We start from the raw sequence: 13,869 nt of genomic DNA on the forward strand, positions 1-13,869 counted from the left end.
TAACTTTTACTGCTAAATGTAAGATCCAGGGGGGTCTCACTTTTTCAAATAGGACAAGCTTACATTTGAGAGCCTCTATATCCTAGAGTAGACAAAAAAATTATTGGTATTATACTATAAAAATAGTGTGTTAATCACTTATAATTGTTAATATAGAAAAAACCTGACTAGTTAGGGGCAAAGCTTATGAGATTGTTATCAACGAATTCTTTAAAAGCAAATATGAAACTAGCGAAACCTATATATAATGGAAGAGGACAAATATTGGTTGGTGAAGGTGTACCACTAACCCAACGAATGATTCAGCGCTTAGCAGATTTAGGCATTACATATGTGTATATAGATGATCCTCATACAAAAGATATCATTGTTACATCTCCAATTACAGAAAAAACTAAAAAAGAAGCGATCGATACAATTGAAGAAACGTTTGATGTTGTTCATAAGGAAAAAGAGCTGTCAAAAGTGTTTGTATATGAACGACTTGGAAAACAATTCTCAGCTGTTGTTCGTGATATATTAAATCAAATAAAAAATCATAAAGATGTTATTTCATTATTATCAGATGTATATTCGTATGATAACTATATCTTTACCCATTCGCTAAATGTAACCATTTATACATTAGCGCTGGGGCTTGAACTTAAGCTTACCCAAAAGCAGTTAGAAGATATTGGTATGGGCGCCATGCTCCATGATGTCGGGAAGATGATGGTGCCAGTTGAAATATTGACGAAACCAGGTCGTTTAACGGACGAAGAATTTAAGATTATCCAAAAGCATTCTGAGGATGGATTTAGTATTTTGAGAAAAGTGCCAAACATTCCATTAACATCTGCACATTGTGCTTATCAGCACCATGAACGGCTAGATGGAAGTGGCTATCCGAGGGGACTAGTTAAAGATCAAATCCATCATTTTGGTCGCATGCTGGCTATTGCTGATGTTTACGATGCGGTTACCTCTAATCGTGTGTATCGTAAGGCTATGCTTCCAACAGAAGGTTTGGAGATTTTATATACAGGAGCAGGTACTAAATTTGAACAGCCAATGATCGAAGCTTTTAGAAGAGCGATTGCTGTTTACCCTGTTGGGATTACTGTTTATTTAGGTGATGGTCGAAAAGGTGTTGTAGTTAAACAAAATCCGGGTATGAATGAACGGCCGATTATAAGGATTTTAGAACATGCAGATGGCCGGATTTTAGATCGACCATATGAATTAGACTTAGGGAAAGAACTTTCAGTAGTGATTGTTGAAACAGATACAACGCTGATGGGTAAACAAAAAACGAATTAAATGAAATAGTCCCTCGATACAAGCATATGTATAGTTTGTAAGGAGGGATTTTTTTGCGGAAAATTAGGCGACCTATAATGCGTAAAGGGCCATTGCCGTTTCGTTATGTCTTTTTAATAACATTCGTGATTTTTAACTTGTTCACCTTCCAAGGTCTATGGATTATTAATAAAGGTATCGAACCAACTTTAATGGCGATTGCCGAAACAAGAATTGCGCAAATGGCCACTCTCGCCATTAATGAAGCCATCAAATCCTACACAGCAGAAGAGTTAAATTTAGATAACTTAGTTCTCATCGAAAAAGATACAGAAGGCCAAATCACTACTATAGGTTGGAATGCTCCAATTGTGCAATTGTTATTAAATCATACAACTAAAAATGTTCAAGATTATTTACATGCTGTTGAAAAAGGGAATATGCCGCCACCGGACCTCAATTCAGAGGAAATTGCAGCATATAACGATCCTAGTAAAAAAGGGGTTATTGCTGAAATTCCTTTAGGGCAAGCAACAAATAACATATTATTAGCTAACTTGGGCCCTGTCATTCCTGTTCGCTTTTCAGTAATCGGGGATGTTAATACCGATATGAGAAAGAAAGTGACTGAGTACGGAATCAATAATGTCCTAGTCGAGCTTTCTATTCATATTGAGGTAGATATTCGTGTTACTATTCCTTTTGCGAGTGATACGGTAACAGTAACGTCTGATATTCCGGTTGATATTCGTACGATACAAGGAGAAGTTCCATACTTTTATAATAGTGGTGAAGGTGGAGAGCCATCTATAGAAGCGCCGCTTCCATAAAAGAGTACATTTCTATAAGTTTTATATGCAGAAAAAACTGTAGATAGATAAACATACCATTCGATAGTTGGAATTATATAGAACCAATTAGATCGAAAAAGTAATTGAGGTAAAAATAATATTTTGATAATATAATATAGTCAACTTAATATTATCACCGTCATTGCGATGGGGTAGAGGTCGCAAGAAATATAAGTAACTAATGTAAGGATGACAACGATGACCATTAGTGAAAGGATTTCCTGCCGAAGTAAAAATAAGAGTCAAGCTTATTTTTGCTGGTATTATCTTGATAATAGGATAATACTGTCGTTGTATAGTGTATAGGTTTATTAATCACGAAGAAGTGATAATACTTTTTTTGAAAAACATTGTAATGAACAATTACATGTTTTTCCACATACAACGGAGAGCTACAGATCTGCATGGAGGATAACATAACATTACAAGAGGTAATGATAGGTTATTTTCTATCATTAGCTCTTTTTTTATTATCAATTTTCGGGACTTTTGTAGGAAAAGTAATATCTTTATATGCCTACACTGATAGGGTCGTAGATATTGGCATATTTAATCAAAAATTTAATAAATGTGCATGATAGTAAAAGAAGGGTTAGTAGCTTGTTTAAGGAAGGTTCATATAAGAAAAACATGTTAATCACATTTTTTTCTTATATGTTTGTGGCGAAATTTGTAGAAAAATGGAGGGAAGACAATGGAAGGGACGATTTTTTCTCTTATACCACCAATCGTTGCGATCTTGATGGTGATACTCACTCGTCGTGTTTTATTATCATTAGGAATCGGAATCGTTGTTGGGGCTCTTATTTTAAATGACTTTTCAGTAATGGCATCGATTGAGCGTGTATGGGAAGGATTTCGAGCAATATTTGCAGGACAAAACGAAGAAACTGGAGCATGGGAAATAAACACATGGAACGTATATATTCTATTATTTTTACTATTACTTGGTATTATGACTGCTTTTATTTCAATAACCGGCGGTAGTCGTGCGTTTGGTGAATGGGCTGAGCAGCGTGTTAAAACAAGAGTAGGTGCACAATTAGTAGCTGCTTTTTTAGGAATTATTATTTTTATTGACGATTATTTTAATGCGCTTGCTGTTGGTCAAATCAGTCGTCCGTTAACCGACCGACAACGAATATCTCGTGCCAAGCTCGCATATATTATAGATTCCACTTCGGCACCAATATGTGTAGTATCACCAATATCAAGCTGGGGTGCTTATATTATTGCGATTATAGGTACGATTTTAACAACTCACGCTATTACGGATATGAGTGCATTTTCAGCTTTTGTACAAATTATTCCGATGAATCTTTATGTAATAGCAACCATTTTATTGGTGTTTGCGGTTAGCATATTTAATATCAATATTGGTCCGATGAAAGCACATGAAACACGAGCTGTTCGTGAAGGACAGGTTGTTGATCCGGAAAAAGGAGGAATACCAGGGGAGTTAAAAGGTGATTTACCTTCTAGTAAAAAGGGGAAAATTATCGATTTGGTCATTCCAATCTTAATCCTTGTTATCGGTACAGTTGGCTCCATGATTTATACAGGAGCAAAAGCAGTAGAGGGTACAGTAACTTTATTGACTATTTTTGAAAACACTGATGTTGCAACCTCACTATTTTATGGTGGGATCATGGGTGTGATTGTTTCCTTTATAATGTATGTGCGTCATAATATGGGTGGTAGGTTGTTTTTTACTGGCATTTGGGAAGGGATTAAATCAATGTTACCAGCTGTCTATATTCTAGTTTTTGCATGGATTATTGTTGATATAATTGGTGCACTAGAAACAGGTAAGTATTTAGCTGGGATTGTTGAAAGGTCTAATATGAATATTGCCTATTTACCTGCCGTTATTTTTATTATCGCAGGATTAATGGCATTCTCTACAGGTACAAGCTGGGGAACCTTTGGAATTATGCTTCCGATTGCTGGAGAAATAGCCGCATCTACGGATATCTCCATTTTATTACCGACACTGGGTGCAGTATTGGCAGGTTCTGTTTTCGGTGATCATTGTTCACCTATTTCTGATACAACAATTCTGTCTTCTACAGGAGCAGGGAGCCATCATATTGATCATGTATTAACACAGCTGCCCTATGCGTTAATTGCAGCAGCTATTTCGTTTATTGGTTATATTATTGTAGGGATAACAAATAATTGGTTTATTGGTATCGGGATAGTTGTAGCTCTATTAATATTAATTATTATTGTAATAAGGAAATTTGATGGCGAATCAGTGCAGTGAAAATAAGAGTAAAAAGAGGTAGAAGATATATTGTTCTACCTTTTTTTGTATTTTCATTATATTTATAGGAATAAAAATCTTTTATTTTGGAATAATATTTTTTGGACAAAACTAAAATAATGTTTTGACAATATTATATTATCTAGCTATACTGTTAATAGATATCCTAATTATCAGAAAAAACATAATAATTTAATTCTTCCCACTAAGTCGACATTTGTCACTTCTCGAAGAATAATAAATTAAGAGGAGGTAAAGAAAATGGATAATCGTCCACAATGGGGAACACGAGCAGGGTTCATCCTTGCGGCAATTGGTTCAGCAGTTGGACTAGGGAACATTTGGAGGTTCCCGGCGGTAGCTTATGAAAATGGAGGTGGAGCATTTTTTATTCCGTACTTATTTGCTCTTTTAACAGCTGGTATTCCACTTCTAATCATGGAATTTACCATAGGTCAAAAGTTTCGTGGTTCTGCACCACTTTCTTTCGCAAGATTGAATAAAAAAGCAGAATGGATTGGCTGGTGGCAATTAGCTATTTCATTCGTAATTGCTACTTACTATGCAGTTATTATAGCGTGGGCGGGTTCTTATAGTATTTTTGCTCTTAATCAAAGCTGGGGTACGGATACAGAAGGTTTCTTATTTGGTGAATATTTGAAATTGTCTGTTGATCCAGGTCAAACCGGTGGAATTGTTCCCGGTGTATTTTTACCGTTAGTTTTAGTTTGGATTGTTGTTTTAGGAGTTCTCGTTAAAGGTGTTAAGAGAGGAATTGAAGCAGCTAACAGAATCTTTATTCCATTACTCTTCGTTCTATTTTTAATTATCGTAATTCGTGCAATAACATTACCTGGCGCAGCAGAAGGTTTAAATGCGTTTTTCCAACCAAACTGGGATAAAATTATGGATGGTAGTGTATGGGTTGCAGCATATGGCCAAATTTTCTTTAGTTTATCAATCGGTTTTGCAATTATGATTACTTATTCTAGTTATTTACCTAAAAAAGGCGATATCACAAACAACGCATTCATTACTGGTTTTGCAAACTCAAGCTTTGAGTTATTAGCAGGTATTGGGGTATTTAGTATTTTAGGATTTATGGCAGCTCAACAAGGTGTAGCCGTACAAGATGTTGTTGCAGGCGGCGTTGGATTAGCTTTCGTTGTCTTCCCATCAATTATCAATGAATTCCCTGCATTAAATGGATTCTTTGGATTCCTATTCTTTGCATCACTTGTATTAGCAGGGTTAACATCGTTAATTTCAATAGTTGAAACATTTGTTGCCGGCGTTCAAGATAAGTTCAATGTAAGCCGTACTAAATCAGTCTTAATTGGTGGCGGACTTTCTGCAATCATCTCAATTCTATATGCAACGCAAGGTGGCTTACAGTTCTTAGATGTTGTAGATGCATTCATTAATAACTATGGTGTTGCATTAGCGGGATTAATTGAAGTAGTTGCAGTTGCTTGGTTTATTAGAAATCTTAATAACCTTAAAACACATGCAAATGATTTATCTGATATTCGCCTTGGTAGCTGGTGGAATATTTGCTTAAGCTTCATTACACCAATTGTCTTAGGATATATGATGGTTAATGCAATTATGAAAGATGTTACAGAGCCATATGGAGGCTATCCACACGGATTCTTGCTTATATTTGGTTGGGGTACGGTCATCTTAGCAATTATAGTTGGTTTCTTATTCTCATTGAAGAAATGGGATGAAGGAAAGATTGAGAACTATGACAAAGGAGGTTCAAACTAATGACTGGAAGTGCAATTTTTATGATGGTTCTTGGTATGATCATTCTTTGGGGTGGATTAGCTGCAAGTATTGCTAATGCGGTGAAGAAATCACGTTCAAATTAAAGGGGTTATAAAATATAGATAAAGGGCTTGGGGCTAGTACCCGAGCCCTTTTTAATGTGTTAGTAGAACGTCTGGTTATAAGCAAATTTGTATTTTTCGTAAAAAAAACCAGAGTTTCCGCTATTAAACGGTTACCCCAGTTAAAGATATAAAGTATATAATTTGCACGTATTTGTTCAGAGTGCTTTACTATGTCCTTGCTTACTTTTTTCGTTTTCTTGCTTGCCGTTCTTGTCTTTCCCAAGATTTCAGAGAAGGATACGGATCGTATGACCATTCTGAGATACCATTATCCTTATACATTCCATAATGAAGATGAGGTGGGAATTTTCCTGAAGTACCTGGTGGACCGTAGCCGGAGCTGCCCACATATCCAATAACTTGTCCAGCCTCAACGATTTGTCCTGCCTTAAGTTTTCCTTCGAATCCGGACAGATGTGCATAATAATGATAGACGTTGTTTATATCTCTAATACCAATCCGCCATCCTCCATATTTATTCCAGCCTTTTAGTTCAATGACACCATACGTAGTTGATCGTACAGGTGTGCCATAGCCTGCAAAGATGTCGGTGCCCTCGTGAATGCGAAGACCACCCCAGCCGCGGCGATCACCCCATGTATTTTTGTACGAATAGTTTCTAGTTAAGGGAACCGGGAAGGCGTTTTTATTTAATTTTAAACCATATGTCTCATATAATTTAGCGAAATTGGTAATCATTCCGACCGTTTTATCGCGTTGGTAATATTCCCAAAGCCCGATTTTTATATGGTTTTTATCAAAACCATAAGATGCTAAATAATTTGCAAATGTAAAAAGAACATCCTCATCATTATTACGGTCGGCGATACCATCTCCGTTTCCATCTAACCCCATACCGCCAAAGACCTTAATAAGATTAGCGCTATTATCATCTATATTTGGATTAAGAGGTCCAACCCATTGGCGTGGAGAGAAGTAAATGCCAATCAACCCTTCTTCCTTAGGTAGATCTTTTCTTGCATTTCGTATGTTCCGTTCATACTGATCAATTGCCGCTAGATAGTACCAAGGTATTTGGGTTAGAGTTTCAACCTTTTCATATAAGGCCATACGTTCATCGTAAATTTCATTTTTTTCTTCTTTTGCATAAACGCTTGGCACTGCACTCATTCCTATAAGTAATAGAAGTAAAAAAATGATCGCGTTTTTCACAATGGTAAAGTCTCCTTTCCGGGTTATCAATCATAATATTAGTTTGTAAAGATTCTCTTTTTTCATAAATGGTAAATGAAGGATTATTAATCTTAGCTTGAACCAAAATGATAAGAATTATCTTATATAAATTCACAATTTTGGCTAAAAAGGTTCACAACTAGCAATGACAACAGGAATGTGATAAATTTGACAGTACAACAATATGGTTTGGAGTGAAGTTTTGTGGACAGAAAAGAAGAATATCTACGGAAACCAGATTGGCTGAAAATTAAATTAAATACAAATGATAATTATACAGGCCTTAAAAAATTAATGCGTAAAAAAGAACTACATACTGTATGTGAAGAAGCAAGATGCCCAAATATTCATGAGTGCTGGGGCTCAAGAAAAACGGCAACTTTTATGATACTAGGTGACATTTGTACAAGAGCCTGCCGCTTTTGTGCGGTTAAAACAGGCTTGCCAACGGAAACCGATTATCAGGAACCTAAAAGAGTGGCTGAGTCTGTACAAGCGATGGGCCTAAAACATGTTGTTATTACAGCTGTAGCAAGAGATGACTTAAAAGACGGCGGTGCGTTTATCTTTGCTGAAACGATAAGAGAAATTAGAAAAAGCTCACCCTTTACAACCATTGAGGTGCTTCCCTCTGATTTACATGGAGAAAAAGCAAACCTTGAAGTTTTAATGCAAGCTAAACCTGATATTCTTAATCATAATATTGAAACTGTAAGACGTTTGTCTGATAAAGTTCGCTCCAAAGCTAAATATGAACGGTCCTTGACATTTTTAAAAAATGCCAAAGAAATGGAGCCAACGATTCCGACTAAATCAAGTATAATGGTGGGTTTAGGGGAAAGCGTAGATGAGATCATTGAAGCGATGGATGACCTTAGAGCTCATGATGTAGATATTTTAACGATTGGTCAATATTTACAGCCTAGTAGAAAACATTTGAAGGTTGAGAAGTATTACCATCCAGATGAATTCGCACAATTAAAGGAGATTGCACTTCAAAAAGGATTTAAACATTGCGAATCTGGGCCATTAGTTCGATCATCCTACCATGCGGATGAACAAGTAAATGCTGCATCTAAAAAAGATATCGAAACAAAGAAAGAGGCATAGACCACAATGTAAAACAGGCTGTTCAAGATATAAAGCACCATTGGAGGAGCTTTACTACTTGGAATAGCCTGTTTTACGTGATATTTCAGTTATGTTATTTACCTTGTCTTATAGTCAGCGCCTTCGCGCTCGGCCGCTCTATTGTTAGTTACATTTTTGATATTATTATCCAAGTTATTGGCTGGTCCTTCTTTATTTCCATTTGCATTGCCAATATCTTCAGTAGTCATCGTTTTACCTTGTGGTGATTTTAGCATCTCTTGAATGGTGCTATCGACTTGTAAATGACCACCATCTGGTCCAGATGATGCAAAGCGCTCGATATCAGGAATTAACGATGGATTATCAGAAACATATACATGATAGTACCTTGGGACAACTGACAATGCGGTTCGCCTTACTTGATCCGCTGTTAAATCACGATCATCAGTTGTTGCTTGATATGCAACCAATACTTCCTCGTCTGTTACTAATGTAGCAGAATCGTTTACATTAGGAATTTGTACAACTAACCGGCCAATCATATCTGCAAATTGCTCTCTGTTTACTCCAGAGAAATTTGTAAGGTTAGCATTCGTATCATTCGGTACTGGGCTTTTTACATGGCGGACATAGCCATAGTTTTTAGGGTCTTCATTATTTTTAGGCTGATACAATTCTTCGGATTGTCTAACTTGAATGGTATTTCCGTTTTCAGGGTAAATATCTTCACCTGCTTGGAAATTACAGCCGGTTAAGATTGAAATTCCGATGACTGAAGCTAGAGCCAATGGTTTTTTTATCATCAGTACACCTCCTACTAGTAGGATGACCGTTTGTTCGAAGGAGTTGCCTAGAAATTGTTGGTTCATTTCTCAAGATGGACAAGAAGGCCGTGTATGTAAGTTTAGTGCCTTATGGTTTGTGTAAGGTACTACCTTATGGGTGGTGTGTGTTTACCTCGTATAAGCGCATTTTAACTAAAACATCCACCAAAGGAGTTTACTTATTGTATGCTAAAAAAAATGTGCTAAAATGAAAATGAGGTGAGACAATGTTTATTAATGGAAATACATACGAACTTATTGAAAATTACCGTGAAGGATTTAATGAAGAGGCCATAAAACAACGCTATAGTGACATTTTAAATAAATATGATTATATAGTAGGAGATTGGGGATATAACCAGCTTCGCCTTAAAGGATTTTTTGATGACCAAAATCAAAAGGCTACACCTGAAACAAAGATTGGCACATTGTCTGAGTATTTGTATGAATATTGTAACTTTGGCTGTGCATATTTTGTTCTTAAAAAGGTAAAAAAGTAAGCGCTTTTTGATAAAATAACACTTGCAATCGCAAGTGTTATTTTAATTATGCCTATGGTTTAGTATATGGCAGTTCATGGTCTGTGTCTTTATCATCATGAGGTGGATGTGCCCCTGGGAATTGTCTTGGTAGATCCTGATGAAGGGTTCTATTTTCATATGTGAAATTACTATAATATCTTTGTCCTTCTTTCCAAGGTGTACTTTTGTTTTCAACGGGTTTATCTTGATTGATCGGTGAACCATAAGGCCCCTCTGGAAATTCCTCGGCAACAAGATAATTTTGTTGCGTTTCTACGTTTGCAAAGTCAGTATATTCATTACGTTTTTCTTTTTCTGCCAAAAAAAACACCTCCTATAGGTAGGTTGATCTATAGAAGGCACTTTTATCCCGATACAATCATCCAATACGCTTTTGCCCTCGTTCTATTGTAGTAGAAGTTGGGTCGTCATATTGAAACAAATTGCCATTATCGTTATACGTTTATTATCTCTCTTAAAAAAGAACGCAGCTCTTCGGCATTCTCTTCATCTAAGTCATAGATATGTTCAAGGTAACCAGGTTCATCTAAATCATCGCTACCAATAATTGCAAAACGATGGCTTAGTATATCAAGGACAATCGCTTTACCGTAGTGACGATCCGTTTGGAGAATGGCAAGGTCAAATCGTTGTTTCTCGCCCATAAAGCTAACAAACCTTGTTTTTGATTCTACAGTTTCATCATAAAGAAAAAAACGCTCCGAAATAGTAATTCCTCCTCTTTTTACATACAGGTAGATTTGTCAATGTTACAACAGAATACCAGTAATTTTATTGTTACATGAAAAGATTCATGTCCTATTATAAGGATTAAATTACTCTTATACAATTATAACGAATATTGTCAGGAATATATTGGCTATGTTAGTAAAATTGTCGATTAATTCAAAAAAATATCGAAATTAGCAGCCCATGTGATAAAATAAGATTAAATTCAAGTAGCGGACTAGGAGAGATCTTGGGATGGGGATTCAGCTCAATTATTTCATGAGAGTCATTAAAGAATCTGTTCAGCTTTTTTTGCCAAATAAATATTTACGATTTTTTCCGCCATCATTTATTGTACGGGCTCCTCGGACAGCGCTTGTAAGAAAAGCGTTTCAAGATGGACGCCAAGTTATTTTGATTTTATTTCAAGTAAAGAATATTATAGATCTTAAAGGGCAATATGGGGATGAATATATTAATAAATTTAAACAAAGAATTAAACAGGCTTTTAAAGAAGTGATACATAAAAAACTCCCTGATGATATGTTGCTTTCATTATTCCAATATAATAGTGAAGAAATTGCTTTAATCCTGAAAGTAAACGAGGAAATGTATTCTTTAAGTGATATTGAAGAATACATTGAAGACATAGGTGGGACTGTGTCTGAGAAGTTTCAAGTCAGTGCTAAAGCCCCTAAATTACGAACAGGCTATATGATTGTTGAAAAAAGTCAATCCGATATTGAAGAAGTTATTCAAAAAGCATACCAGCAAGCCCGAGCAGTTACCGAAAAACGACAACAATCCCAGTATAATGAACTGTTGTTTGATATTCGAAAAATTTTAAATCAAAAAAACATTTTATTACTTGCTCAGCCGATTATTGATGTTTCGAGTAAAAACATCCATGCATACGAGATGTTAACAAGAGGGCCTAAAGATACACCTTTTGAAAATCCGATGCACCTTTTTTCGGTTGCACGGCAAACAAACATGCTCTATGAGTTAGAAATCCTGGTTCTAGAAAAAGCATTTCAACAGGTTATTGAGACTGGTTGTAAACACTTGGTATTTATTAATTTAACTCCAATGACCATTGGTAATCTTCAGCTTTGCAAAGATATTACGAAGTTATTGTATAAGTATCCGCTTTTGAATCCGAAACAAATTGTCTTAGAAATTACAGAAAGAGAATCGATTGATGAGATCAAACATATAACAACTACTATTCGTTTACTGCGTGAGAAGGGATTTCGATTTGCGGTTGACGATACAGGAGCAGGTTATGCAAGCTTACATACAATCTCGAAAATCATGCCAGACATAATAAAAATAGATCGGTCAGTCATTCAAGATATTGATTCTAGCAAAGTCAAAGAGTCGATGTTAAAAGGTCTTTTATTAATAGCAAGAGAAACTGGGTCATTAGTGGTGGCTGAGGGGATTGAGACGAAGGAAGAAGCGTTCATTTTAAGTGAAAATAAAGTGGATCTTGCCCAAGGTTACTATTACGCTAAACCTGTGGAAATGAAAAAAGCCGTGGCTCTTACTTAATAAATACAAAAAGTTGATGTTTCTAACCAATAATAATAGTAAAAAAATTGAGGGATGGTGTGTACATTGTATTTTGTTGATCGTGAAAAAATTGAACAACTGTTGCGTCAGATGGAAGATATTCTTGAATTTTATAAAAGCCAATCATCATGGGAAGGAAGAATTGAAAGCTTGGCTTTAGAACGGCTAGTTCATATAGTCATCGAGTCTATTCTAGATGTAGGTAATGCAATGATTGATGGGTTTATTATGCGCGACCCTGGGAGCTATGAAGACATAATTGATATCTTACTTGATGAAAAGGTATTGAGTGCAGACGATGAAGAACCATATAAGGCAGTGATTGCATTCCGCAAGCCATTAGTACAAAATTATTTGGAAATTAATCATGCACAAATTATTGAAGGAATAAACGGTTCCCTTACCTATTTAGAACAGTTTCCAACTAAAGTTCGCAGCTATATCGAAAATGAATTAGGACCTGTTTCTGCTTTTAAACGTTAATCATTGTTGTAACAAATATTTCAATCTTTTGATACATTTAAGTTTAGAAATGGTAATAAACAGTGTTATAATAAGAAGAGGATGGTGAGTAAAATGATAGTAAACTCCTCTTCGACTAGAGACGAAATTTTAAAAATGTTAAAGTTTCAAAAGAAAATGACCGTCACAGAAATGGCTCAACAATTAGAAATTACTGAGATGGCAGTTCGCCGCCACCTGAATACTCTAGAGAAAGACCGTTATGTTGAAACGATCTTAGTTAGACAACCGATGGGACGGCCTTTAAATATATATAAGTTAACTGCTGCCGGTGAGGAATTATTTCCACGAAATTATAAATCAGTAGCGCTAGATTTCATTGATGATATTAATGAAATTGGCGGAAAAGCTGTTGTAGATCAGCTATTCAATCGAAGAAAAGAACGAATGAAAGACCGCTATCTAGATCGATTAGAAGATCTTTCTTTCGATGAAAAGGTTAGAGAATTGGCACAGATTCAAAATGAAAATGGCTATATGACTAAGTTAGTAAAAGATGAGGACGGGAATTACCAATTGTATGGATATAATTGCCCAATCCATCAAGTGGCCAATAAATATAGCTCACCATGTAAAGCCGAGTTAACCTTATTCAAAGAAGTTTTAGAAACAGAAAATATTAAACAGCAGTCATGCATAAGTAATGGTGATAACTGTTGTAATTATGTTATAAAAAAGTAAATGATATATCGACGCTTCCGGAATGGAGGCGTTTTTAATTTATAAATTTGCTTGGTTCATGGGCAATCAGTACAATAAACTGTAGTTTAATTGTATGCGAAGTGCTGAGATATGGATATAGGTAGGAGTTCTGGTATAACATTAAACGAGTTTTTTACCTGAAACAGTTCGTTGATCAGTTTAATTACATAGTTCTTATTCGTTCCCATAAGTGCGAGAAAAGCAAAGAGAACGAAAAGCTGCTAATCGTTCCCGTAAGTGCGAGAAAAGCAAAGAGATGGTAACGAATACCCGCTATTCGTTCCCGTAAGTGCGAGAAAAGCAAAGAGCCGGTAACGAATAGCTGTTAATCGTTCCCATAAGCACAAGAAAAGCAAAGAGAAGGTAACGAATAGCAGCTAATCGTTCCCATAAGCACAAGAAAAGCAAAGAGCCGGTAAC

General features: G+C 35.8%; 14 protein-coding genes and 1 riboswitch. Of the genes, 10 read left to right on the forward strand and 4 right to left on the reverse strand.

Translation table 11 applies throughout. The features are described 5' to 3' along the window. Positions 1-186 precede the first annotated feature (186 nt). The 5 genes from C1724_RS01540 to C1724_RS01560 all read left to right on the forward strand — a co-directional run bounded on the left by C1724_RS01540 (position 187) and on the right by C1724_RS01560 (position 6,269). Positions 187-1,299: an HD-GYP domain-containing protein gene (locus tag C1724_RS01540; RefSeq protein ID WP_102344996.1), complete on the forward strand. Its 1,113-nt coding sequence runs from the start codon at positions 187-189 to the stop codon at positions 1,297-1,299. 53 nt (positions 1,300-1,352) lie between these two features. Further along, entirely contained in the window at positions 1,353-2,108 is a 756-nt protein-coding gene (gene yunB / locus C1724_RS01545) for a sporulation protein YunB (RefSeq protein WP_308410483.1), read from the forward strand. A 166-nt stretch (positions 2,109-2,274) separates the two neighbouring features. Next, a riboswitch (Lysine riboswitch) is annotated at positions 2,275-2,532 on the forward strand. Positions 2,533-2,823: 291 nt separating this feature from the next. Then, positions 2,824-4,395 (forward strand): Na+/H+ antiporter NhaC family protein, encoded by a 1,572-nt coding sequence (locus C1724_RS01550; RefSeq protein WP_102344997.1) that lies wholly within the window; start codon positions 2,824-2,826, stop codon positions 4,393-4,395. A 261-nt stretch (positions 4,396-4,656) separates the two neighbouring features. Beyond that, positions 4,657-6,165 carry a sodium-dependent transporter gene (locus tag C1724_RS01555; protein WP_102344998.1) on the forward strand — a complete coding sequence of 503 codons (1,509 nt, stop codon included), beginning with the start codon at positions 4,657-4,659 and terminating at the stop codon, positions 6,163-6,165. Next, the gene (locus C1724_RS01560; protein WP_102344999.1) at positions 6,165-6,269 is read left to right on the forward strand and encodes a methionine/alanine import family NSS transporter small subunit; all 105 of its coding nucleotides are present in this window, start codon (positions 6,165-6,167) and stop codon (positions 6,267-6,269) included. The genes C1724_RS01555 and C1724_RS01560 overlap by 1 nt, the downstream gene beginning before the upstream one ends. Before the next feature lie 201 nt (positions 6,270-6,470). Here the strand turns inward: C1724_RS01560 and C1724_RS01565 are convergent, their stop codons facing one another. Continuing rightward, complete coding sequence (locus C1724_RS01565; protein ID WP_180994230.1) at positions 6,471-7,421, reverse strand: M23 family metallopeptidase; 951 nt, start codon at positions 7,419-7,421, stop codon at positions 6,471-6,473. 267 nt (positions 7,422-7,688) lie between these two features. Between C1724_RS01565 and lipA the strand changes: the two genes are divergently transcribed. Further along, complete coding sequence (gene lipA, locus C1724_RS01570) at positions 7,689-8,594, forward strand: lipoyl synthase (protein WP_102345001.1); 906 nt, start codon at positions 7,689-7,691, stop codon at positions 8,592-8,594. A gap of 98 nt (positions 8,595-8,692) precedes the next feature. Here the strand turns inward: lipA and C1724_RS01575 are convergent, their stop codons facing one another. After that, positions 8,693-9,379 (reverse strand): YhcN/YlaJ family sporulation lipoprotein, encoded by a 687-nt coding sequence (locus tag C1724_RS01575; RefSeq protein ID WP_180994090.1) that lies wholly within the window; start codon positions 9,377-9,379, stop codon positions 8,693-8,695. 248 nt (positions 9,380-9,627) lie between these two features. Here C1724_RS01575 and C1724_RS01580 point away from each other — a divergent pair, with 248 nt between their 5' ends. Next, a complete protein-coding gene (locus C1724_RS01580; RefSeq protein WP_102345003.1) occupies positions 9,628-9,900 on the forward strand; it encodes a YutD family protein in 273 nt (90 codons plus the stop codon). 52 nt (positions 9,901-9,952) lie between these two features. Here the strand turns inward: C1724_RS01580 and C1724_RS01585 are convergent, their stop codons facing one another. Both C1724_RS01585 and C1724_RS01590 read right to left on the reverse strand, forming a co-directional pair. Further along, positions 9,953-10,243 (reverse strand): cytosolic protein, encoded by a 291-nt coding sequence (locus C1724_RS01585; protein WP_102345004.1) that lies wholly within the window; start codon positions 10,241-10,243, stop codon positions 9,953-9,955. 133 nt (positions 10,244-10,376) lie between these two features. Then, positions 10,377-10,649 carry a DUF3055 domain-containing protein gene (locus tag C1724_RS01590; RefSeq protein WP_102345005.1) on the reverse strand — a complete coding sequence of 91 codons (273 nt, stop codon included), beginning with the start codon at positions 10,647-10,649 and terminating at the stop codon, positions 10,377-10,379. A gap of 256 nt (positions 10,650-10,905) precedes the next feature. Between C1724_RS01590 and C1724_RS01595 the strand changes: the two genes are divergently transcribed. The 3 genes from C1724_RS01595 (at position 10,906) to C1724_RS01605 (ending at position 13,428) form a co-directional block, all read left to right on the forward strand. Continuing rightward, positions 10,906-12,204: an EAL domain-containing protein gene (locus C1724_RS01595; RefSeq protein ID WP_258000254.1), complete on the forward strand. Its 1,299-nt coding sequence runs from the start codon at positions 10,906-10,908 to the stop codon at positions 12,202-12,204. 66 nt (positions 12,205-12,270) lie between these two features. Continuing rightward, the gene (locus C1724_RS01600) at positions 12,271-12,708 is read left to right on the forward strand and encodes a DUF86 domain-containing protein (protein ID WP_102345006.1); all 438 of its coding nucleotides are present in this window, start codon (positions 12,271-12,273) and stop codon (positions 12,706-12,708) included. Between the two features lie 93 nt (positions 12,709-12,801). After that, a complete protein-coding gene (locus C1724_RS01605; RefSeq protein WP_102345007.1) occupies positions 12,802-13,428 on the forward strand; it encodes a helix-turn-helix transcriptional regulator in 627 nt (208 codons plus the stop codon). Positions 13,429-13,869: the final 441 nt, after the last annotated feature.

Origin of the sequence: Bacillus sp. Marseille-P3661 (assembly GCF_900240995.1) — a bacterium.
Classification (GTDB): Bacteria; Bacillota; Bacilli; order Bacillales; family Bacillaceae_J; genus OESV01.

Excerpts from the sequence above, each read along its gene's own strand:
- C1724_RS01605 (WP_102345007.1), top strand. The coding sequence starts at position 12,802 with ATGATAGTAAACTCCTCTTCGACTAGAGACGAAATTTTAAAAATGTTA.
- C1724_RS01560 (WP_102344999.1), top strand. The coding sequence starts at position 6,165 with ATGACTGGAAGTGCAATTTTTATGATGGTTCTTGGTATGATCATTCTT.
- C1724_RS01565 (WP_180994230.1), bottom strand. The coding sequence starts at position 7,421 with ATGAGTGCAGTGCCAAGCGTTTATGCAAAAGAAGAAAAAAATGAAATT.
- C1724_RS01575 (WP_180994090.1), bottom strand. The coding sequence starts at position 9,379 with ATGATAAAAAAACCATTGGCTCTAGCTTCAGTCATCGGAATTTCAATC.
- C1724_RS01580 (WP_102345003.1), top strand. The coding sequence starts at position 9,628 with ATGTTTATTAATGGAAATACATACGAACTTATTGAAAATTACCGTGAA.
- C1724_RS01595 (WP_258000254.1), top strand. The coding sequence starts at position 10,906 with ATGGGGATTCAGCTCAATTATTTCATGAGAGTCATTAAAGAATCTGTT.
- C1724_RS01555 (WP_102344998.1), top strand. The coding sequence starts at position 4,657 with ATGGATAATCGTCCACAATGGGGAACACGAGCAGGGTTCATCCTTGCG.
- C1724_RS01540 (WP_102344996.1), top strand. The coding sequence starts at position 187 with ATGAGATTGTTATCAACGAATTCTTTAAAAGCAAATATGAAACTAGCG.
- C1724_RS01550 (WP_102344997.1), top strand. The coding sequence starts at position 2,824 with ATGGAAGGGACGATTTTTTCTCTTATACCACCAATCGTTGCGATCTTG.